Annotated in this window: 17 protein-coding genes; 12 read left to right on the top strand and 5 right to left on the bottom strand. The window is 72.6% G+C overall.

Annotated features, from left to right (window positions below; genetic code table 11):
- Positions 1 to 10: 10 nt before the first annotated feature.
- The gene (gene tdh / locus BX285_RS20070; protein WP_097239236.1) at positions 11 to 1,039 is read right to left on the bottom strand and encodes an L-threonine 3-dehydrogenase; all 1,029 of its coding nucleotides are present in this window, start codon (positions 1,037 to 1,039) and stop codon (positions 11 to 13) included.
- A 467-nt stretch (positions 1,040 to 1,506) separates the two neighbouring features.
- On the opposite strand from tdh, the gene BX285_RS20065 reads away from it, so the two are divergent.
- Positions 1,507 to 2,910 (top strand): serine hydrolase, encoded by a 1,404-nt coding sequence (locus BX285_RS20065; RefSeq protein WP_097239235.1) that lies wholly within the window; start codon positions 1,507 to 1,509, stop codon positions 2,908 to 2,910.
- Positions 2,911 to 2,978: 68 nt separating this feature from the next.
- On the opposite strand, the gene BX285_RS20060 is transcribed toward BX285_RS20065, so the two are convergent.
- The gene (locus BX285_RS20060) at positions 2,979 to 4,040 is read right to left on the bottom strand and encodes an ATP-dependent DNA ligase (RefSeq protein ID WP_097239234.1); all 1,062 of its coding nucleotides are present in this window, start codon (positions 4,038 to 4,040) and stop codon (positions 2,979 to 2,981) included.
- A gap of 65 nt (positions 4,041 to 4,105) precedes the next feature.
- Here BX285_RS20060 and ligD point away from each other — a divergent pair, with 65 nt between their 5' ends.
- Positions 4,106 to 5,116 (top strand): non-homologous end-joining DNA ligase, encoded by a 1,011-nt coding sequence (gene ligD / locus BX285_RS20055; protein WP_259470595.1) that lies wholly within the window; start codon positions 4,106 to 4,108, stop codon positions 5,114 to 5,116.
- A gap of 46 nt (positions 5,117 to 5,162) precedes the next feature.
- Positions 5,163 to 5,813, top strand: a complete 651-nt coding sequence (locus tag BX285_RS20050; RefSeq protein ID WP_097239233.1) for a GNAT family N-acetyltransferase — start codon at positions 5,163 to 5,165, stop codon at positions 5,811 to 5,813.
- Between the two features lie 49 nt (positions 5,814 to 5,862).
- Here BX285_RS20050 and BX285_RS20045 read toward each other — a convergent pair whose 3' ends face one another.
- Entirely contained in the window at positions 5,863 to 7,062 is a 1,200-nt protein-coding gene (locus BX285_RS20045) for an 8-amino-7-oxononanoate synthase (protein ID WP_121176115.1), read from the bottom strand.
- A 238-nt stretch (positions 7,063 to 7,300) separates the two neighbouring features.
- Between BX285_RS20045 and BX285_RS20040 the strand changes: the two genes are divergently transcribed.
- From BX285_RS20040 to BX285_RS20025, 4 genes are all read left to right on the top strand, one after another.
- Positions 7,301 to 7,738 carry a WXG100 family type VII secretion target gene (locus tag BX285_RS20040; RefSeq protein WP_097239232.1) on the top strand — a complete coding sequence of 146 codons (438 nt, stop codon included), beginning with the start codon at positions 7,301 to 7,303 and terminating at the stop codon, positions 7,736 to 7,738.
- A gap of 31 nt (positions 7,739 to 7,769) precedes the next feature.
- Positions 7,770 to 9,998 (top strand): hypothetical protein, encoded by a 2,229-nt coding sequence (locus BX285_RS20035; protein ID WP_121176113.1) that lies wholly within the window; start codon positions 7,770 to 7,772, stop codon positions 9,996 to 9,998.
- Positions 9,999 to 10,050: 52 nt separating this feature from the next.
- On the top strand, positions 10,051 to 10,737 hold the full coding sequence (locus BX285_RS20030) for a hypothetical protein (protein WP_097239230.1): 687 nt from the start codon (positions 10,051 to 10,053) through the stop codon (positions 10,735 to 10,737).
- A 63-nt stretch (positions 10,738 to 10,800) separates the two neighbouring features.
- A complete protein-coding gene (locus tag BX285_RS20025; RefSeq protein WP_373560577.1) occupies positions 10,801 to 13,293 on the top strand; it encodes an RNA helicase in 2,493 nt (830 codons plus the stop codon).
- 142 nt (positions 13,294 to 13,435) lie between these two features.
- On the opposite strand, the gene BX285_RS20020 is transcribed toward BX285_RS20025, so the two are convergent.
- Positions 13,436 to 14,302, bottom strand: a complete 867-nt coding sequence (locus BX285_RS20020; protein WP_143685858.1) for a hypothetical protein — start codon at positions 14,300 to 14,302, stop codon at positions 13,436 to 13,438.
- Positions 14,303 to 14,550: 248 nt separating this feature from the next.
- Between BX285_RS20020 and bioB the strand changes: the two genes are divergently transcribed.
- From bioB to BX285_RS39245, 5 genes are all read left to right on the top strand, one after another.
- Complete coding sequence (gene bioB / locus BX285_RS20015) at positions 14,551 to 15,822, top strand: biotin synthase BioB (RefSeq protein WP_121176110.1); 1,272 nt, start codon at positions 14,551 to 14,553, stop codon at positions 15,820 to 15,822.
- Between the two features lie 30 nt (positions 15,823 to 15,852).
- Positions 15,853 to 17,157, top strand: a complete 1,305-nt coding sequence (locus tag BX285_RS20010; RefSeq protein WP_097239226.1) for an adenosylmethionine--8-amino-7-oxononanoate transaminase — start codon at positions 15,853 to 15,855, stop codon at positions 17,155 to 17,157.
- On the top strand, positions 17,154 to 17,972 hold the full coding sequence (gene bioD / locus BX285_RS20005; RefSeq protein WP_121176107.1) for a dethiobiotin synthase: 819 nt from the start codon (positions 17,154 to 17,156) through the stop codon (positions 17,970 to 17,972). The genes BX285_RS20010 and bioD overlap by 4 nt, the downstream gene beginning before the upstream one ends.
- Positions 17,973 to 18,024: 52 nt before the next feature.
- Complete coding sequence (locus BX285_RS20000; RefSeq protein ID WP_097239224.1) at positions 18,025 to 18,471, top strand: hypothetical protein; 447 nt, start codon at positions 18,025 to 18,027, stop codon at positions 18,469 to 18,471.
- Positions 18,472 to 18,628: 157 nt separating this feature from the next.
- Positions 18,629 to 19,966, top strand: a complete 1,338-nt coding sequence (locus tag BX285_RS39245) for a serine/threonine-protein kinase (protein WP_310794222.1) — start codon at positions 18,629 to 18,631, stop codon at positions 19,964 to 19,966.
- A 10-nt stretch (positions 19,967 to 19,976) separates the two neighbouring features.
- On the opposite strand, the gene BX285_RS19990 is transcribed toward BX285_RS39245, so the two are convergent.
- Positions 19,977 to 20,714, bottom strand: coding sequence for a phosphotransferase family protein (locus BX285_RS19990; RefSeq protein ID WP_121177702.1), 738 nt, complete (start codon positions 20,712 to 20,714; stop codon positions 19,977 to 19,979).
- Positions 20,715 to 20,766: the final 52 nt, after the last annotated feature.

Here is a 20,766-nt window from a genome sequence, read left to right as displayed (position 1 = left end):
GCGGGGTGGCTCAGGCGGTCCAGTCGAGGATGATCTTGCCGCAGTTGCCGCCCGCGGCGTCGTCGAAGGCGGCCTCGAAGTCGGTGGCGGCGTAGCGGCCGGTGATCACCGGGCTGAGGTCCAGGCCGCCCTCCAGCAGCACGGACATCGCGTACCAGGTCTCGAACATCTCGCGGCCGTAGATGCCCTTGATGGTGATCATCGAGGTGACGATGCGCGCCCAGTCGACGGCGAAGTCGTCGGCCGGCAGGCCGAGCATGGCGATCTTCCCGCCGTGGGTCATGTTGGCGATCATCGACTGCATCGCCTCGGGGCGGCCGGACATCTCCAGGCCGACGTCGAAGCCCTCGCGCAGGCCGAGCTTCTGCTGGCCCTCCTCGATGGTGTGCTCGGCGACGTTGAGCGCCAGCGTCACACCGACCTCGCGGGCCAGGTCGAGGCGGTACGGGGAGACGTCGGTGATCATCACGTTGCGGGCGCCGGCGTGCTTGGCGACGGCGGCGGCCATGATGCCGATCGGGCCGGCGCCGGTGACCAGCACGTCCTCGCCGACCAGCGGGAAGGACAGTGCGGTGTGCACGGCGTTGCCGAAGGGGTCGAAGATCGCGGCCACGTCCAGGTCGACCGGCACCCGGTGCACCCAGACGTTGGAGGCGGGCAGCGCCACGTACTCGGCGAAGGCGCCGTCCCGGTTGACGCCCAGGCCGACGGTGTTGCGGCACAGGTGGCGGCGGCCGGCCAGGCAGTTGCGGCACTTGCCGCAGACCAGGTGGCCCTCACCGCTGACCAGGTCGCCGATCGCGATGTCCGCGACGCCGGCGCCGATCTCGGCGACCTCACCGACGAACTCGTGGCCGATCGTCATCGGGGTCTTGATGGTCTGCTGCGCCCAGCCGTCCCACTTGCGGATGTGCAGGTCGGTGCCGCAGATGCCGGTCCGCAGCACCTTGATCAGCACCTCGCCGGGGCCGATCTCGGGCTTCGGGACGTCGATCATCCAGAGGCCGGGCTCGGCCTTCTGCTTGACGAGTGCCTTCACGGGCGACGGCTCCTGACGTGCGGGGGGACGGCCTTCGAGGGTCGGGCAGGCCGAGGCGGCCCGGTTCGGCCGTTCCTGACGGGCGCACTCCGGGCAGGCAGAAATCTGCCTGGTGGGAGGGGGTGCGGTCCATCGAGGAATTCTTAAGGGCGGCCACAGCTGGGCTAAACGATCGTGCCCGAGCAGCGGTCGGGGGCGGTTGCGGCGTGCCGGGGCTCACCCGGTCGGCCGAGCGCGGGGCACCGGTGGGGACACCAACCGTCCGCCGCGCGCCGGTACTTGACAACACGCCGCGAGCGGGACCGGGCCACTCGGGTGGGCCTTGGGTCCGTTCGGGCCAGCCCGGCCGTCACCGGCGCGCGGGGGTTCGAGGGCGGTGCTTACGGTGGCGACGGTCCCCCCGTGGCCCCGTGGAGCAGGCGCTCCGGGGCCCTTCGCCGCTTCGCCGCAGAGAGGCGCCCCGCCCCATGACCCACACCCGACGGCCCCGCCCGGCCGCTCCCCGCTCCGCCCGGCTGGCCGCAGGAGCCGCCCTCGCGCTGACCGGCCTGCTGGCCGCCACCGCCTGCTCCGGCGACTCGACCACCCGGCAGGCCGCCGACCCGGCGGTCACCGCCGAACCGGCCGCGCTCAGCCCGTCCGCGAGCCCCGGCACCTCGGGGAGCGCGTCCTCGAACGCGGTGGTGCCGCTGACCTCCGCCGTCACCGCCAAGCTGGACGCCGCGATCCAGCGGGTGCTCAGCCAGAACGGCGTCCCCGGCATCTCGGTCGGGATCATCACCCCGAGCGGCACCTACCAGAAGGCCTTCGGCGTCGCCGACAAGACCACCAAGGCGCCGATGGACGTCGGGATGTACACCCGCATCGGCAGCGAGAGCAAGACCTTCACCGCGACCGCCGTCCTGCGCCTGGTGGACCAGGGCAAGGTGGGGCTGGACGACCCGATCTCCAAGTACGTGGACGGCGTCCCCGGCGGCGACGGGATCACCGTCCGCGAGCTCGGCGAGATGCGCAGCGGGCTGTTCCCGTACAGCTCCGACCCGGACTTCGTGAGCACGCTGATCAACGACCCGAACCACGTGTTCACCCCGGACCAGCTGCTCGCCTACGGCTACAAGCACCCCGCCGTGTCCCCGCCCGGCACCGAGTACCAGTACAACAACAGCAACTACATCCTGCTGGGCAAGCTGATCGAGAAGGTCGGCGGGCAGTCGGCCGGCGACTTCCTCAAGGCCCAGGTGTTCACGCCGGCCTCGCTGGGCAAGACCAGCTTCCCCACGGACTCGGCCCTCCCCGACCCGCACCCCCGCGGCTACACCAACCAGACGCCCGACGGGTCGGTCCAGGACGCCACCAACTGGAACCCGTCCTGGGCGTGGACCGCCGGGGCCGTCATCACCACCCTCGCCGACCTGGAGAGCTGGGCGAAGACCATGGCCACCGGCGCCATCATCAGCCCGGCCACCCAGGCCGAGCGGATGAAGCTCCTGCCGACCCCGGACCCTGGCGTCACCTACGGCTTCGGGGTGTTCAACAACGCCGGCTGGATCGGCCACAACGGCTCGATGCCGGGCTACGAGAGCGTGGCGGTGTACATGCCGGAGGCCCAGGCCACCATGGTGCTGCTGCTGAACACCGATGTGATCTCCCAGGGCCAGGAGCCGTCCACCCTGTTCGCCAACGAGATCACCAAGATCATCTCGCCGAACAACGTCTACGCCCTCCCGGCGGAGACCGCCCCGCCGTCGGCCTCGGGTTCGCCGTCGGCCCCGGCCTCGGGCTCCCCCTCGGGCCTGCCCTCGGCCACCGTCTCCGGCAGCGGTACGCCCTCGCTCCCGACGGGCAACAGCTCCAGCACCGTGCGGGCCTGACCACCACCACGGCACGACGCGAGGGGCCCGACCCGGTTCGACCGGGTCGGGCCCCTCGCCTCGTGCCGTCAGATCCCCAGCACCTTGCCGAGGTCGTAGGAGACCGGCTCCTCCAACTGCTCGTACGTGCAGCTCTCCGGGGTGCGGTCCGGCCGCCAGCGGCGGAACTGCGCGGTGTGCCGGAAGCGGGTGCCCTCCATGTGGTCGTACGCCACCTCGACCACCCGCTCCGGGCGCAGCGCGATCCAGGAGAGGTCCTTGCCGCCCGTCCAGCGGCTGACCGCGCCGGGCAGCCGGCCCTCGGCGTGCGCAGCCTCCTCCGCCCAGGCCCCCCACGGGTGCCGGGAGAGGTCGTCCATCCTGAGCGGGGCCAGCTCCTCGGCCAGTTCGCGGCGGCGGGCCATCGGGAAGGCCGCGCAGACCCCGACGTGCTGGAGCCTGCCGTCCGCGTCGTGGATGCCGAGCAGCAGCGAGCCGACGACCGGGCCGCTCTTGTGCTCGCGGTAGCCGGCCACCACGCAGTCGGCGGTGCGCTCGTGCTTGATCTTGAACATGGTCCGCTCCCCCGGCCGGTACGGCTGGTCCAGCGGCTTGGCCACCACCCCGTCCAGCCCGGCGCCCTCGTACTCGGCGAACCAGGTCTGCGCGAGGCCTCGGTCGGTGGAGGCGGGGGCGGTGAAGACCGGGTCGGCGGCGTCGGCGAGCGCGGCCTCCAGGGCCGGGCGGCGCACCGACAGCGGTTCGTCCAGCAGGGAGTCGTCGCCGAGGGCGAGCAGGTCGAAGGCGACGAAGGAGGCCGGCGTCCGTTCCGCGAGCAGCTTCACCCGGCTCGCGGCGGGGTGGATGCGCTCCAGCAGCTCCTCGAAACGCAGCCGGCCCTCGCGGACGATCACCACCTCGCCGTCCAGCACGCAGCGCGGCGGCAGCTCCCGCTGCAGGGCCTCGACCAGTTCGGGGAAGTACCTGGTCAGCGGTTTGCCGGTGCGGCTGCCGAGCTCCACCTCGGCGCCGTCGCGGAACACGATGGTGCGAAAGCCGTCCCACTTGGCCTCGTACTGCATCCCGGGCGGGATCTTGGCCACCGACTTGGCGAGCATCGGCGCCACCGGCGGCATCACGGGCAGGTCCATGGTCCCAGCCTCGGGCCAACCGGCTCGGGGCGCGCGGCGGCCGTACGGCGCTTAGCGTGAGGGGCATGGGCTCAGCCGTGGAACTGGAAGTCGCCGGGCGCACCGTCCGGCTGTCGAACCCGGACAAGGTGTACTACCCCGAGCGCGGCTTCACCAAGCTGGACGTCGCGCAGTACTACCTGGCCGTCGCCGAGGGGGTGCTGCGCGGCCTGCGCGACCGGCCCACCACCCTGCAGCGCTTCCCGGACGGCGTGGACGGCGAGTTCTTCTACCAGAAGCGGGCCCCCAAGGGGCTGCCGGACTGGCTGCCCACCGCCCGCATCAACTTCCCCAGCGGCCGCTCCGCCGACGAGATCTGCCCCACCGAGCCGGCCGCCGTCCTGTGGGCGGCCAACCTCGGCTGCCTCACCTTCCACCCCTGGCCGGTGCGGCGCGCCGACACCGACCACGTCGACGAACTGCGCATCGACCTCGACCCGCAGCCCGGCACCGACTTCCACGACGCCGTCCGCGCCGCCCACGAACTGCGCGCCCTCCTGGAGGAGTACGGGCTGCGCGGCTGGCCCAAGTCCTCCGGCGGGCGCGGCCTGCACGTGTACGTGCCGCTGGCGCCCGAATGGACCTTCACCGACGGACGACACGCGGTGATCGCGCTCGGGCGCGTCCTGGAGCAGCGGATGCCGGGGAAGGTCACCACCGCGTGGTGGAAGGAGGAACGCGGCGAGCGGATCTTCGTCGACTACAACCAGATGGCCCGCGACCGCACCATCGCCTCCGCGTACTCGCTGCGCGCCCGGCCCCGCGCCACCGCCTCCGCCCCGCTGCGCTGGGAGGAGCTGGACGACGCCTCCCCCGAGGACTTCGACCTGCGGACCGTCCCCGCCCGGTTCGCCGAACTCGGCGACCTGAATGCCGGGATGGACGGCGAGGCGTACCGGCTGGAAGGCCTGCTGGAGCTCTACGAGAAGCAGGTGCACGACGAGGGCCTCGGCGAACTCCCCTACCCGCCCGACCACCCCAAGGCGGCGGGCGAGCCGACCAGGGTCCAGCCGAGCCGGGCGAAGAACAGGCCGTAGGCTGGCGCCTTCGACGGACCGGCGACGGGCTGGGAGGGGACGCGTGATGGGCGCTCGGGGGCTGGCGGAGATCCTGGCGGACGCGGCGGGCGGGGTGTTCCCGCCGCCGGACGGGTCGGTGACGGTGGTGCCGCAGGCCTCGCCGCGCGACGTCGGGGTGGTGTCCTTCGCGGCGCACGCGGTCGTCTTCACCGACCAGGACCCTGCCTGGGTGCGCGCGGCGCTGGCCGCCGACCCCGGCGACCCGCTGTCCGCGCCGCTCTGCCCGCCGTTCCTGACCGCCTTCGCCGAGCGCACCGGGCGGGTGGTCAACAACATCGACCTGCTGTCGGTCGCCGGCCGTCTGCCGGGCGGGCCGCCGCTGCCGCTGGCGGAGGTGCAGGACCGGGAGCACCCCCGGGTGGTCCGCGCCCTGTGCTACCGCGAGGACGTCCGGGTGTTCACCACCGACGGCGGCACTCTGATCCTCGGGCGCGGGGTGGCCGGGCGCTGGGAGTGCGCCATCGAGGTCGAGCCGCGGGCCGCCGGCCGGGGCCTCGGCCGTGCCCTGGCCACCGCCGCCCGCCACCTGCTGCCGGAGGGCGCCGCCGTCTGGGCCCAGCAGGCCCCCGGCAACGCCCCCAGCGTCCGCGCCTTCCAGGCCGCCGGCTACCGCCCGGTCGGCGCGGAGGCGCTGCTGGTGGTGGGGCAGCCGTAGGGCGGTCTGCTCGGGCGGACCAGGTCTCGCCGGACGGCCCGGACAGGCCCTAACCGTGCCGGGCGCCCGTCGGGGCCAGGGCGGCGATGATCCGGACCGCGTCGGCGATCTGGCCGTCCGTCAGGTCGCCGCGGGCCGTGAGCCGCAGGCGGGAGATGCCGTCCGGGACGGACGGCGGGCGGAAGCAGCCCACCGCGAGGCCCGCACGGCGGCAGTCGGCGGCCCAGGCGACGGCGGCCTCCGGGCCGGGGGCCCGCACCGAGACCACCGCCGCCTCCGGCTCGCAGGCGTGCAGGCCGACGGCGGTGAGCTGCCGGGCGAGGGTGCGGGCGACCTCGCGGGCGCGCTCGGCCCGGGCGGGCTCGGCGCGCAGCAGGCGCAGCGCGGCGAGGGCGGCGCCGGCGGCGGCCGGGGCGAGGCCGGTGTCGAAGATGAAGGTGCGGGCGGTCTCGGTGAGGTGTCGGATCACCCGGCGCGGGCCGAGGACGGCGCCGCCCTGGGAGCCGAGCGACTTGGAGAGAGTGGCGGTGGCGACGGTGTCCGGCCGCCCGGCGAGCCCGGCCGCCGCGAGGGCGCCGGTGCCGCCGGGGCCGAGCACGCCCAGTCCGTGCGCGTCGTCCACCAGGAGGGCCGCGCCGTGCGCGCGGGCGGCCTCGGAGAGGGCGGGCAGCGGGGCGGCGTCGCCGTCCACCGAGAACACCGAGTCGGTGACGACCAGCGCCCGCCGCTGGGACCGCCCGGCGAGCACTTCGGCCACCGCCGCCGGGTCGCTGTGCGGGGCGCGGTGGACGTCGGCGCGGGAGAGCCGACAGCCGTCGATCAGCGAGGCGTGGTTGTAGGCGTCGGAGACGATCAGGGTGTCCGGGTCGGTGAGCGCGGTGAGCGCGGCGAGGTTGGCCGTGTACCCGGAGGAGAACACCAGCGCCGCCTCGGCCCCGCAGAACTCGGCCAGCTCCTGCTCCAGTTCGGTGTGCAGCGCGGTCGTCCCGGTCACCAGCCGCGAGCCCGTCGACCCGCCGCCCCACCGCAGTGCGGCGTCCGCCGCGGCCTGCGCCACCACCGGATGCCTGGTCAGCCCCAGGTAGTCGTTCCCCGCGAGGTCCAGCACCGGGTCCTCCGCCGCCCGGCTGCGCAGCGTCCGCGTCAGCCCGGCGTCGGCACGCAGCGCGGCGGCCTCGTCGAGCCAGTCGAAGACGCTCTCGGGCGCGAGGACGGACGGGCGCGGTTCGGACGCGAGGGGGTGGCTCATGACCGGCACTCTGGCACGGTCGTCGCCGGCCGGGCAATGTGCCGCTCGGCACAGCTTTGGGGGGCACATCGTGGCGAATCCCCGCTTGATTCACTTGGATTTAACCTGTATTCCACTTTCAACTCACCCAAACCTCTGATTGCGCAAAAAATTCATCACGCTCTTGCAAAGACCGGGGGAAGTCGTCCTCACCCGTTCGCTACGCTCCTTGTCGATCTTCAACCGGGGGGAATGAGAAGTGGCGGACCTCGAATTCGAGCGCCGGATGAATCCGTGGCTGTTCGACGCCAACGGGAACCTGACCGCGGACGCGAAGAAGCAGTTCCCGGACCTGGCCGGGGCCAACGACGCCCCGGTCTCGCTGGGCGGCGGCCAGACCGTCAAGGCGAACCCGGCGGTGCTCCAGCAGGCGGCGCAGAACGCCTTCGCCCTGCGCGACTCGGTCAAGACCGAACTGTCCCAGCCCGGCGAGCACGTCAACGCGGCGGCCGGCGCGCTCAAGGGGTGGTCCCTCGGCACCGGGCTCACGGGCCTGTGGATGACGTGGTCCGCCCAGGCGGAAGGCCTGCGCAGCAGCATCGAGGACATCGGCAACCGGCTCCAGAGCACCTCGCAGAGCTACGCCAAGACCGAGTCGGACGTCAGCGCCGGCTTCCAGCAGGGTGCGAAGGCCTGACGGCCGCGCGAAGCAGGGACACGACGAAGACATGGTGACGTTCAACCAGCTCCAGCAGGTCGACCTCGGCAGCCTCGGTTCGGCGGCGGGCGACTTCGAAACCCTCGTCCGCAACTGGGACCTCACCCGGCGGATGCAGAACGAGGTCATCGGCACCGTCCAGCAGTCCGGCTGGCACGGAGACGCCGCGGGCCTCGCCACCGCCAAGCTCACCTGGGGCCGCGACCAGATCCACGCCGCCTTCGAGGAGGCCTCGGGCGTTGCCAGGACCCTCCGCGACGCCCACGACGAGATCACCGCCGCCAAGAAGGACCTCGACACGGCTGTGCACAACGCCACCGCCGACGGCCTCACCGTCGACGGCGAGGGCGCGGTGCACTGGCCGCCGCCCACGACGCAGGAGGACAAGCGCGACCCCGAGTACGCCAAGAGCTGGAAGGCCAAGGCCGAGACCGCCGCGAAGGCCATCGGCGACGCCCTCGACCGCGCCACCGAGGCCGACATCGCCGCCACCAACGCCCTGGGCACCGACACCGGCAGCGACAGCGGCACGTTCAACGCCACCCCGGTCGGCGGCATCCCGGAGGAGGAGGCCAAGGAGGCCACCTACATCCTCGGCCTCGGAGCCAACGCCGGCGACGCCCAGCTCCAGCACCTCCAGAGCATCCTGGACCACCACAACGGCGACCCTCGCTTCGCGACCTCCTTCTACGGCAAGCAGGACCCGGCGACCTTCCTCGCCCAGTACGGCGCGATGGCGCAGAGCGCGGACTACGGCGGCAGTTCCGCCCGCAGCGCCGCGGTCAAGGGCATCCAGAAGGACCTGGGCCTCACCCTCGCCACCGCGACCGACTCCAAGCAGGTGCCACACGTCTCCGACGACTGGGAGACCAGGCTGCGCGCCGCCGGCGCCAAGCAGATCCCCGTCCCCGCGGGCGCCGACCCCGCCCACAGCCCGTACGGCTACCAGATCCTGGCCAACGTCCTGCGGAACGGGAAGTACGACGCGCACTTCCTCGACCCGATCGCCGAGCACGTGACCCAGCTGACCAACGAGAACCCGATGCGCTGGGAGGCGGCCTCCAAGGCCACGTACCCGTTCACCGAGCTCAAGTTCATCGGCGTGCCCGACAAGGACGGCAACATCCGGGGCATCAACCCGATGTCCTCGATCCTGGACGCGCTCGGGCACAGCCCGGAGGCGGCCACCAAGTTCTTCCACGACGCGCCGACCACCTACAACCCGGACGGCACGGTCAAGAGCACCGGCGGGGAGAACACCTACCTCAAGATGCTCACCGACAGCGGCTCCCGCTCCCTGCTGCTCGACCAGCAGTACCCGCCGCGACCGAACCCGGGCACCGCCGACCCCTTCGACGTCACCTCCCTCGGCCACGCCCTGGAGGCCGCGACCACGGGTAGGGCGTGGGACGACGTGCACGGCAAGTTCCCGCAGCACACGGCGGACATGAAGTCCGTCATGCAGCAGGTCGTGAACAGGTTCGGTACCGGCGACGGTCCGGACCTCCTCAACGGCGGACAGTTCGCGAACCTCAACGGCAGCCTCGGCAACATGACCGCCAACTACATCGGCGACGTCCAGGACTCGCTGGAAGGGGCGGGCGGCACGTCGAAGCTCCTCGACCAGGGCGCCGTGACGCGCCTGGTCGGCACGCTCGGCCGGAACCCGGACGCCTACGCGGCGATCGCCGCCGGGCAGCAGGCCTACACCACGGCCCAGATCCAGGACGTCTTCGCCCATCCCGAGCTGCACAAGGACATGGCCATGGCGGTCGAGAACCTCGCCAAGCCGGCCGGCCAGGTCAACGGCCTGATCACCAGCGCGATGGTCGACGAGGTGTACAACAAGCACGCCGCCAGCGACGCCGAGTACAACGCCGCGATCGACACCAAACGGGAACTCGCCGGCCAGCTCTGGTCGTTCGCCGGTGACGCGTTGAAGGAGCGGGCACCGCTGATCGGCGAGGGCGTCGACAACGTGGCCAACCAGATCATGGACAACGTCGCCGCCGGCTACAAGGTGGACACCCACAACGCCGCGAGCGACGAGGCCGTTGCGGCGAAGCAGAACGCCGAGACCAACGCTCAGCAGGCGATCGTCAACGCGGTCCGCGACGCCGGGCGCACCGCAGGCGTCGACCCCAACTACCTCGACGACGTGGCCCGCCGGGCCGCCCAGGAGGAGAACACCGGCTACACCAGCGGCAGGGACAGCTTCGGCACGGCCTTCCGCAAGTAGGACCGGCATCCGGAAGAGCCGTACCTCCCACCACGACCGAGAGTGTTGAGACATGGTTGACGTCGCCCACATCATCCCGCCGTCCCCGGACGACCCGCCCCGGCGGCCGTCCCGGGTCCGCCCCTGGCACGCCGCCGTCGCCCTCGTGGTGGCGGCGGCGGTGGGCGGCGGGCTCTACGTGTGGAAGCCCTGGCAGTCGGTCGATGTCCCGGCCAGTGCGTGCTGGGGGCTCCTCACCGGCGACCAGATCAGGCCCCTGGTCGGCGCGGACGGCCAGGCCCACGAGATCTCTTCGGGAGGCGACCTGTCAGGGGGCAGCCAGACGGTGCGGTGCGGGGTGGCGTGGCGCCCCGCCTCCGGTGAGTTCGCCGTGGAGATCGAGGTCACGCAGGTGCTGGAGTCCACCTACCAGTCGGAGGTCCGATCGATGACCTCCGCCGTGGCCGCGAACAACGGGACGACGACGCTCGACCTCGGCACCGGGACGAGCGGCTGGATCTATCGCGGCGCCGCGCCACGCGTGCTCTTCCGGTGCGACAGCCATCGGCAGTCACCCGCGGACAACGTCTACCGCGAGATCGTCGTCTCCGGCGCCACCACGCTGTCGGGACGGCCGACCCGGGAGGTCGTCCAGGACTATGCCGACCTCGCGCTGCGTACCGCCCGGGAGGTCGTCCGCCAGGAGGGCTGCCCCGACGTCCACCTGGTCGAGCGTGCCCCCGTCGTCCCCGCCAAGTGACCCCGGGCTTTGCCCGGGGTGGCGGCGAGCAGGCAAGATAGCCGGGTGACCCTCCTTGATCTGATGCCGAAGCCCGCCACGCCCGATGCGCTGTACGAGACGTTCGCAGCCTGGGCGGAGGAACGGGGGATCACGCTGTACCCGGCGCAGGAGGAGGCGCTGATCGAGCTGGTCTCGGGGAACAACGTGATCCTGGCGACGCCGACCGGCTCGGGGAAGAGCCTGGTGGCCGCGGGGGCGCACTTCGCCGCGTTGGCGGAGGGGCAGCGGACGTTCTACACCGCGCCGATCAAGGCGCTGGTGTCGGAGAAGTTCTTCGACCTGGTCAAGATGTTCGGCACCGAGCAGGTCGGCATGATGACCGGCGACGCGAGCGTGAACCCGACGGCGCCGATCATCTGCTGCACCGCCGAGGTGCTGGCCCAGATCGCGCTGCGGGACGGCGCGCGGGCGGACATCGGCCAGGTGGTCATGGACGAGTTCCACTTCTACGCGGAGCCGGACCGCGGCTGGGCCTGGCAGGTGCCGCTGCTGGAGCTGCCGCAGGCGCAGTTCCTGCTGATGTCGGCGACGCTCGGCGACGTGCGCCGCTTCGAGGAGGACCTGACCCGTCGGACGGGCCGTCCGACGACCGTGGTGCGCAACGCGACCCGCCCGGTGCCGCTCTTCTACGACTACCGCCGCACCAATATGCACGACACGCTGGAGGAGCTGCTGCAGACCGGCCAGGCGCCGGTCTACGTCGTGCACTTCACGCAGAAGGAGGCGGTGGAGCGGGCGCAGTCGCTGATGAGCATCAACATGTGCTCGAAGGCGGAGAAGGAAGCCATCTCCGACCTGATCGGCAACTTCCGCTTCACCACCAAGTTCGGCCGCAACCTGTCCCGTTTCGTGCGTCACGGCATCGGCGTGCACCACGCGGGCATGCTGCCGAAGTACCGTCGGCTGGTCGAACGCCTCGCCCAGGCGGGCCTGTTGAAGGTGATCTGCGGGACCGACACGCTCGGCGTCGGCGTCAACGTGCCGATCCGCACGGTGCTGTTCACCGCGCTGTCCAAGTACGACGGACAGCGCGTGCGCATCCTGCGCGCCCGTGAGTTCCACCAGATCGCCGGCCGGGCGGGCCGGGCCGGCTTCGACACCGTCGGCCAGGTGGTGGCGCAGGCGCCGGAGCACGTGATCGAGAACGACAAGGCGATCGCCAAGGCCGGGGACGACCCGAAGAAGAAGCGCAAGGTGGTGCGCAAGAAGGCGCCGGAGGGCTTCGTCGGCTGGTCGGAGGAGACCTTCGAGCGGCTGATCGCCGCCGATCCGGAGCCGCTGGTCTCCCGGTTCAAGGTCAGCCACGCGATGCTGCTGTCGGTGATCGGCCGCCCGGGCAACGCCTTCGAGGCGATGCGCAAGCTGCTGACCGACAACCACGAGGACAAGACCGCGCAGCGCCGGCACATCCGCACGGCCATCGCCATCTACCGTTCGCTGCTGGAGGGCGGCGTGGTGGAGCGGCTGCCGGAGCCGGACGCCGAGGGCCGCATCGTCCGGCTCACCCTGGACCTGCAGGAGAACTTCGCGCTCAACCAGCCGCTGTCCACCTTCGCGCTGGCCGCCTTCGAACTCCTCGACCCGACCTCGCCCTCGTACGCCATGGACGTGATCTCCGTCGTCGAGGCGACCCTGGACGACCCGCGCCAGATCCTCGCCTCGCAGCAGAACAAGGCGCGCGGGGAGGCCGTCGGCGAGATGAAGCGCGACGGCATCGAGTACGAGGAGCGGATGGAGCGGCTCCAGGAGATCACCTACCCGAAGCCGCTGGAGGAACTGCTCACCCACGCCTACGAGGTGTACCGCCGGGCGCACCCCTGGATCGGCGACCACCAGCTGCAGCCGAAGTCGGTGGTCCGCGACCTGTACGAGCGGGCGATGACCTTCTCGGACTACGTCGGCTTCTACGAGCTGGCCCGCACCGAGGGCATCGTGCTGCGCTACCTGGCCGGTGCGTACAAGGCGCTGGAGCAGACCGTCCCCGAGGACGTGAAGACGGACGACCTCAAGGACGTCATCGCCTGGCTGGGCGAGCTGGTCCGCCAGGTCGACTCCAGCCTGCTGGACGAGTGGGAGCAGCTGGCCAACCCGACCGAGGCCGCCACGGCGGAGGTCACGCTGGACGACAAGCCGGCGCCGGTCACCGCGAACGCGCGCGCCTTCCGGGTGCTGGTGCGCAACGAGATGTTCCGCCGGGTCGAGCTGTGCGCGCTGGAGCACTGGGACGAACTCGGTGAGCTGGACGGCGAGTACGGCTGGGACGCGGACCGCTGGGCGGACGCCATGGACGGGTACTGGGACGAGTACGACGACCTCGGCACCGGCCCGGACGCCCGCGGCCCGAAGATGCTGATCATCGAGGAGGAGGACTCCGCCTGGAAGGTCCGACAGATCTTCGACGACCCGGAGGGCGACCACGACTGGGGCATCAGCGCCGAGGTGGACCTGTTCGGTTCGGACGAGGAGGGCCGGGCGGTGCTGCGGGTGACCGCGGTGGACCGGCTGGGCGGCTGACCGGGCGTCAATCACGGTGAGGGGGCTCGGCGTTGCCGGGCCCCCTCGGGCGTTCACCGCCGGGGTTTCGCATCCGGCGGTCCTACATCCAGGGGCCTGACATCCAGGGGTCCTGCATCCAGCCGTCTGGCGTCCAGCCGTCCTACATCCAGACGAACGGCGAGCCGGCCGCGTAGGAGAGCGCACGGGTGGCCTCGTCCAGCATCTGCTCGGTGCTGGGCGTCGTGGCGGTGGGCGTCGGGCCGGTCGCGGCCGGCGCGCCCGCGCCGGTCGGGGTGCCGGGTGCCGTGCGGCCGTCGCCGGTGCGGGAGCTGGTGACGGTCACGTAGTGCCCGACCGCCTCGACCCGCGCCTCGCCGACCGCCTTCGCGGCGCCGGCGGGCTGGGCGGGGGCGATGGTGGTGTCCGCGAGGATGAAGGCGACCGAACCGGGCTTGGCCCGCAGGGCGTCGGCGGCCTTGGCGGCGGAGGCCTGGTCGGGGAAGCGCAGCAGGGTGACGCTGCTGAGGACGGGGCGGTCCTGGCCGGTGAAGCTGACGGTCAGGTAGGCCTGGCAGCCGGATTCCTTCAGCGGGTCCTGGGTGCGGTCCTGCAGTACCTCGGCGCAGTTCTCGCCCTGCCGGGCGCCGTTGCGCCGCGCCTTGTAGGCGCCGACCTCGACGGGCCGCTGGGCGGGGAAGATGTTGTCGACGTTGAGGGCTTCGGGGTCGGTGCGCGGCGGCGCGGAGCCGACCACGGGCGGCGTCTTGGTCGAGTCCTTGGTGGACGGGCCGAGCCCGGGTATGTAGTCGCCGGGCATCGGGCGGCTGATGAGCCATCCGCCGGCGGCGACCACGCCGACCATGACGATCCAGCCCGCCGCCCGGCGGCCCGTCAGCCGTCGGCCCCGCCTGCGGCCCGGGGCTCCGGCGGCCGTCCCGCCGGTGTCGGCGCCCCCGCCGGTCCGCTGTCCTGCCTGGCCTTCCCGGCCTTCTCCCGGAGTCGGGGTGCGCTCCCCCTGCGTGGTCATGGCGCAGATTCTAAGCACCGCCCGGGTGGTCTGGATCACTGGGTCGGGGGTTGTCGATCTTCACCCTGCGCCCCCTCGGACCGACCGGATACCTACCCGCCGGTAACCGCCTCCCCCGGCCACCGTCAAGCGCGTGACCAGCGCCGACGCCGTGAGCTTCGACACTGTGGCAATCGGCACATCCTCACGCCGATCTTCTGGCGGGTTTGCTCTGGCGCCGCTCGATCACCACCAGGCAGGATCACCCCATGGATCTGCTCGATACCCTCACCGCCAAGGGCCTGCGCGGCGAAGTCCCGACCCGCGAGGAGGCCCTGGCCGTCCTCGCCACCACCGACGACGAGCTGCTCGACGTGGTCGCCGCGGCCGGCAAGGTGCGCCGCCGCTGGTTCGGCCGCCGGGTCAAGCTCAACTACCTGGTGAACCTGAAGAGCGGGCTCTGCCCGGAGGACTGCTCGTACTGTTCGCAGCGGCTCGGGTCCAAGGCCGAGATCCTCAAGTACACGTGGCTCAAGCCGGACCAGGCCGCCGACGCGGCCCGCGCCGGGGTGGCCGGCGGCGCCAAGCGGGTCTGCCTGGTGGCCAGCGGCCGCGGCCCGACGGACCGCGACATCGACCGGGTCACCGACACGATGGCCGCCATCAAGGAGGCCGACCCCCAGGTCGAGATCTGCGTCTGCCTCGGCCTGCTCTCCGACAACCAGGCGGAACGCCTCAAGGCGGCGGGCGCCGACGCGTACAACCACAACCTCAACACCTCCGAGGGCACCTACGGGACCATCACCAGCACCCACACCTACGCGGACCGGGTGGACACCGTGCAGAAGGCGCACGGTGCGGGCCTGTCCGCCTGCTCCGGCCTGATCGCCGGCATGGGCGAGAGCGACGAGGACCTGGTCGACGTGGTCTTCGCGCTGCGCGAGCTGGGCTCGGACTCCGTCCCGGTCAACTTCCTGATCCCCTTCGAGGGCACCCCGCTCGCCAAGGAGTGGAACCTCACCCCGCAGCGCTGCCTGCGCATCCTGGCGATGGTCCGCTTCGTCAACCCGGACACCGAGGTGCGGATCGCCGGCGGCCGCGAGGTGCACCTGCGCTCGATGCAGCCGCTCGGCCTGCACATCGCCAACTCCATCTTCCTCGGCGACTACCTGACCAGCGAGGGCCAGGCCGGGCAGGCCGACCTCGACATGATCAAGGACGCCGGCTTCGAGGTCGAGGGGGCCGGCGAGGCCACCCTGCCGCGCCACCGCGCCGACCTCGCCGAGGCCGCCCAGGCGGCCCACGCCGGTGGCGGCTGCGGCAGCGCGGCCTCGGCCTCGGCCTGTGGCAGCGGCGGCGGCTGCGGCCCGTGCGGCGGGCACGCGCACGCCGCGCCCGCGTCGGCCGCGTCGGCCGCGTCGGCCGCGTCGGTCGCGTCGGTCGAAGAGGCCACGGAGGCCGCAGAGGGCGGCGAGCTGCGCAGCGACCTGGTCAAGGTCCGCCGCCGCGGCGCCGGCACCGAACTCGCCCCCAACGCCTGACCGTTCCACCACTCAGGAGAGTCGCCCACCATGCCCCAGCTGTCCGCGGACACGCTGCTCACCCTCGACCGCGCCCACGTCTGGCACCCGTACGGGCCGATGCCCGGCACCGTCACGCCGTACGTGGTCGAGTCCGCCTCGGGCGTCCGGCTGCGCCTGGCCGAGCCCGTCGCGGGCGGGCGGCGCGAGCTGGTCGACGGGATGTCGTCCTGGTGGGCGGCGATCCACGGCTACCGGCACCCCGTCCTGGACGAGGCGGTGCGCGAGCAGCTGGGGCGGATGAGCCACGTGATGTTCGGCGGGCTCACCCACGAGCCCGCCGTCCGGCTGGCCGCCAGGCTGGTCGAGATCACCCCGGAGCCGCTGCAGCACGTCTTCCTCGCCGACTCGGGCTCGGTCGCGGTCGAGGTCGCGATGAAGATGTGCCTGCAGTACTGGCAGTCCACCGGGCGGCCGCAGAAGCGCCGGCTGCTGACCTGGCGCGGCGGCTACCACGGCGACACCTTCCACCCGATGTCGGTCTGCGACCCGGACGGAGGGATGCACCACCTGTGGGGCGGGGTGCTGCCCGGGCAGCTCTTCGCGCCGCAGCCGCCGGCCGGGTTCGACGCCCCGCTCGACGCCGAATACGCGGCCCGCTTCGAGGAGTTGATGGCGCGTCACGCGGACGAGCTGGCCGCCGTCATCGTCGAACCGGTGGTCCAGGGCGCGGGCGGGATGCAGTTCCACTCCCCCGCCTACCTGCGGATGCTGCGCGAACTCTGCGACCGCCACGGCGTGTTGCTGGTCTTCGACGAGATCGCCACCGGATTCGGCCGCAGCGGCGCCCTGTTCGCCGCCGACCACGCGGGCGTCTCGCCGGACGTGATGTGCCTCGGCAAGGCCCTCACCGGCGGCTACCTGACCCTGGCCGCCGCGCTGTGCACCGGCGAGATCGCCGACGGGATCAGCCGCGGCGAGATGCCGGTGCTCGCGCACGGCCCGACGTTCATGGGCAACCCGCTGGCCTGCGCCGCCGCCAACGCCTCGCTGGACCTGCTGCTCGGGCAGGACTGGGCGGTGGAGGTCAAGCGGATCGAGGGCGGGCTGCGCGACGGCCTCGCGGCGGCCGCGAGCCTGCCGGGCGTGCACGACGTACGGGTCCAAGGGGCCATCGGCGTCGTCCAGTTGGACCACCCGGTGGACGTGCCGGCGGCGACCGAGGCCGCCGCCCGCGAGGGCGTCTGGGTGCGGCCCTTCCGGGACCTGATCTACACCATGCCCCCCTATGTGACGGAGGACGCGGACGTGGCACGGATCGCCGCCGCCGTGACCGCCGCGGCGGTGGCGGGATGAGCGCGCAGGACCGGGGGACGACCTCGCACGACGATGCCGGGACGGCGGCCCGCATCCTGTTCGTGACGGGGACCAACACCGACGTCGGCAAGACCGTCGCCACTGCGGCCCTCGCCTCGGCGGCGCTGCGCGCGGGCCGGAAGGTCGCCGTCCTCAAGCCGGGGCAGACCGGTGTGACCGACGAGGGGCCCGGCGACGCGGCCGAAGTCCGGCGCCTCACCGGCGCCTTGACGGATGACCAGCTGACGATCCGTGAACTCGCCCGCTACCCCGATCCGCTGGCGCCCGACACCGCCGCGCGGCGGTCCGGACTGCCGTACCTCTCCCCCGCCGACGTGGTGTCCGAGGTCGCCGAACTCGCCGCCGGCCACGACCTGGTCCTGGTCGAGGGCGCGGGCGGCCTGCTGGTCCGCTACGACGACGAGGGCCGCACCCTCGCCGACCAGGCCCGGGCCGTCCTCGACGCCGGGCTGCCGGCCGAGGTCCTGCTGATCGCCTCGGCGGGGCTCGGCACGCTCAACATCGTCGCCCTCACCGCGGAGGCGCTGGCGGCCCGACGGCTCCCCCTCACCGGTGTCGTGGTCGGCTCCTGGCCCGCAGCCCCCGGCCTGGCCGAACGCTGCAACCTGGCCGACCTGCCGCGCTCGGCCGGGGCCCCGCTGCTCGGCGCCCTGCCGGAACGGGCAGGGCAGGCCGAGGACTTCGCCGCCCTCGCCGCCGCCTCGCTCGCCCCCGAACTGGGCGGCAGTTGGGACGCGGAGCACTTCGCCCACGTCCATCGGCCCGAACCCACCCCGCTTCGCTCGAAGGTGTGATCTCCGTCCGAAGCATGGCCATGGGTGCCGGTGGCTGAATACCGTTCCTTCCATGACAGACGGGCTGACCGTGGACGAGGCCCTGCGGGCCTTGGCCGCCCTGGAGGCGGCGTGGAAGGACGACGACGAGGCACTGTCCGCCCTTGCGGCGGGCAGCACCGGTGAACAGCCGTTGCCGGCGCTGGTCGCCGCGTACGGCGAGCACGCGATGGACACCCTGATGGCGCTCGCCTTCGGCCTGCGCTCCAGCATGAGCGACGAGGAGATCGCCGAGATCTCCGACGCGGTCAGCTCCAACATCGGAGCGAGGATGAGCGCCCTGCTCACCCAGACCCTCAAGGCCTGGGGCGCCGTCGCCGCCCCCGACGACCTCGGCGTCACCAAGATCATCGCCCATACGGTGATCGACGCGATGCGGGCCGTCACCGAGGACCCGAGCAAGACCGAAGTCCTGCCGCTCCTCGCGACCTTCCGCAGCTACGCCCTCAACGGCGTTTGAGAACCGGCCACTTCGGCGCGGGCTCCGAGAACCCCCTTGGATCCCGCGCTGGTTGCCGCGCCGGCACCCACGTCTACCCGCCGACAGGGTGCGCATGCGAGCCGCCTTGGTGTGTAATCACGCTGAGCCGGAATGCACGGGGCGAGGGGAGAGCCTGGTGGACGAGCTGCAGCCGACCGACCCGCGGCAGGTGGGGCGGTACCGGATCACCGGGCTGCTGGGCGCCGGCGGGATGGGCCGGGTCTACCTCGGGCAGTCGCCCAGCGGGCGGGCGGTCGCGGTGAAGGTGGTCCGGCCCGAACTCGCTCAGGACCCGGAGTTCCGCCGCAGGTTCGCCCGCGAGGTGGCCTCCGCCCGGCGGGTCAACGGCTTCTTCACCGCCGCCGTGGTCGACGCCGACCCCGAGGGCGCGACCCCCTGGCTCGCCACCGCCTACGTCCCCGGCATGCCCCTGGACCAGGCCATAGCCACCCACGGCCCCTGGCCGGTGGACTCCGTACGGGCGCTCGGCGCGGGCCTCGCCGAGGCGCTGGAGGCCGTCCACGCCGCCGACCTGGTCCACCGCGACCTCAAGCCCTCCAACGTCCTGCTCGCCCCGGACGGCCCCCGGGTGGTCGACTTCGGCATCTCGGTGGCCGCCGAAGCCACCGCGCTCACCCGCACCGGGATGATCGTCGGCACCCCCGGCTTCATGGCCCCCGAACAGCTCACCGGAGCGCCCGTCACCCCCGCCACCGACGTGTTCGCCCTCGGCGCCGTGCTGGCCTACGCGGCCACCGGCACCGGCCCGTTCGGCACCGGCTCGGCCCAGGCCCTCAACTTCCGCATCGCGTACGAGGAACCGGACCTCTCGCAGCTACCGCAGGGGCTGGAGATCATCGCCCGCTGCCTGGCCAAGGACCCCGCACAGCGGCCGACGGTGACCGCCCTCATCCAGGAACTCGCCCTGGTGACGGTCGAGAACCGGACACCCACCGAGGTCGACGCCCCGCAGCCGACGGCCTGGCTCCCCACCCCCGTCGCCCGCGCCCTGCCCGGCACGGCGATCGCCCCGCCGAGCGCAGCCGCGCCGACGCCCGCTCTTCCGCCGGCCCGTCGGCCCTCCGTCCTCCCCTTCTGGCTGGCCATCGCGGCCCTGGCCCTCGCCATGTTCCTTCCGCCCACGGTGGGGTCGTCGGTCGCCATCACGAGCATGGCCCGGGGCTCCTGGCCGTACGTCGCAGCCGCCGCCTTCGGCTCCGCCACCTGTGCGACAGCGCTCTACTTCGCGCGCCGCGGACGCACGCGCCCCGTCCCGCGCTGGCCCCGGTACCTGCACGGTGTTGCGGCGGTCGTCAACACCGCGATCATCGTCCTCTTCTTCAGCATGCTGGCAAGCCGCCACGGCATCGGCACGATCAGCTCCGGCGTGTACACCTACCTGTTCGGAGCCGCGTGCCTCGTCTACGGCCTCGTCCGCTTCCCCTCCTCGAAGCGGACCACGCCCACGGTGTAGGCCGCCCGTCTCAGAGTTGGGATCTCAGGACGTCGAACTCGCAGCCCGGCGAGTTCGGGTCGAAGCCGTGCTCGATCAGCCAGCGGACCGCCAGCAGGCTGCGCAGGGACCACCAGGCGCGGATCACGTCGAGGTCGACATCGGTGCCGTAGCCGGCGAGGACGTCGCCGAGGTGTTCCTGGTGCCCGAGGGTCAGGACGGCGAGGTCGAAGAGGGCGTCGCCCCGGCTCGCTTCGGACCAGTCGATCACGCCGGTGACCTCGTCACCGGCGACAAAGATGTGGGCGACCTGCAGGTCCCCGTGGATGAACGCCGGTGTCCACGGGCGCAGCGCACGCCCGGCGATGCGGCGGTTGCGGGTGACCAGGTCGGCCGGGAGCACGTCGTTCGCCAGGAGCCAGGCGCATTCGTCGTCGAGGCCCGAGGCGAGCTCGTCAACACTCCGACCGGGCCAGGGCGGCAGCGGCGCGTCGTGCAGCCTCCGGACGGCGGCTCCGGCTGCCGCCCACGCCGCGGGCGAGGCGGTCGACGGCTCGCCGAGGCGGCCGAGCGCCGTGCCGGGGAGAGCGGCGAGTGCGAGCACGGGCGGTTTGCGCCACAGGACTTCGGGGGTCGGGACCGGTGCCAGGGCCATCGCCTCGACCTCGATGTCGGTGCGGGCCTGGTCGGCGTCGACCTTCAGGAACACGTCGCCGACGCGGAGGGTCGCGCGCTCGTTGTGGGCGACGACGAGCTCGACTTCTTCCATGGCGACCATTGTCGCGGGGACGACCGCCGGAGTCGCGCGGGTTTAACGCGGC

The organism is Streptomyces sp. 1114.5, assembly GCF_003635085.1.
In the GTDB taxonomy this organism is placed as follows: domain Bacteria; phylum Actinomycetota; class Actinomycetes; order Streptomycetales; family Streptomycetaceae; genus Kitasatospora.
This window is presented reverse-complemented; position numbering and strand designations above follow the sequence as displayed.

Excerpts from the sequence above, each read along its gene's own strand:
- BX285_RS20020 (WP_143685858.1), bottom strand. The coding sequence starts at position 14,302 with ATGACCACGCAGGGGGAGCGCACCCCGACTCCGGGAGAAGGCCGGGAA.
- ligD (WP_259470595.1), top strand. The coding sequence starts at position 4,106 with ATGGGCTCAGCCGTGGAACTGGAAGTCGCCGGGCGCACCGTCCGGCTG.
- bioB (WP_121176110.1), top strand. The coding sequence starts at position 14,551 with ATGGATCTGCTCGATACCCTCACCGCCAAGGGCCTGCGCGGCGAAGTC.
- BX285_RS19990 (WP_121177702.1), bottom strand. The coding sequence starts at position 20,714 with ATGGAAGAAGTCGAGCTCGTCGTCGCCCACAACGAGCGCGCGACCCTC.
- BX285_RS20030 (WP_097239230.1), top strand. The coding sequence starts at position 10,051 with ATGGTTGACGTCGCCCACATCATCCCGCCGTCCCCGGACGACCCGCCC.
- BX285_RS20010 (WP_097239226.1), top strand. The coding sequence starts at position 15,853 with ATGCCCCAGCTGTCCGCGGACACGCTGCTCACCCTCGACCGCGCCCAC.
- BX285_RS20025 (WP_373560577.1), top strand. The coding sequence starts at position 10,801 with ATGCCGAAGCCCGCCACGCCCGATGCGCTGTACGAGACGTTCGCAGCC.
- BX285_RS20050 (WP_097239233.1), top strand. The coding sequence starts at position 5,163 with ATGGGCGCTCGGGGGCTGGCGGAGATCCTGGCGGACGCGGCGGGCGGG.
- bioD (WP_121176107.1), top strand. The coding sequence starts at position 17,154 with ATGAGCGCGCAGGACCGGGGGACGACCTCGCACGACGATGCCGGGACG.
- BX285_RS20060 (WP_097239234.1), bottom strand. The coding sequence starts at position 4,040 with ATGGACCTGCCCGTGATGCCGCCGGTGGCGCCGATGCTCGCCAAGTCG.
- BX285_RS20035 (WP_121176113.1), top strand. The coding sequence starts at position 7,770 with ATGGTGACGTTCAACCAGCTCCAGCAGGTCGACCTCGGCAGCCTCGGT.
- BX285_RS20000 (WP_097239224.1), top strand. The coding sequence starts at position 18,025 with ATGACAGACGGGCTGACCGTGGACGAGGCCCTGCGGGCCTTGGCCGCC.
- BX285_RS20045 (WP_121176115.1), bottom strand. The coding sequence starts at position 7,062 with ATGAGCCACCCCCTCGCGTCCGAACCGCGCCCGTCCGTCCTCGCGCCC.
- BX285_RS20065 (WP_097239235.1), top strand. The coding sequence starts at position 1,507 with ATGACCCACACCCGACGGCCCCGCCCGGCCGCTCCCCGCTCCGCCCGG.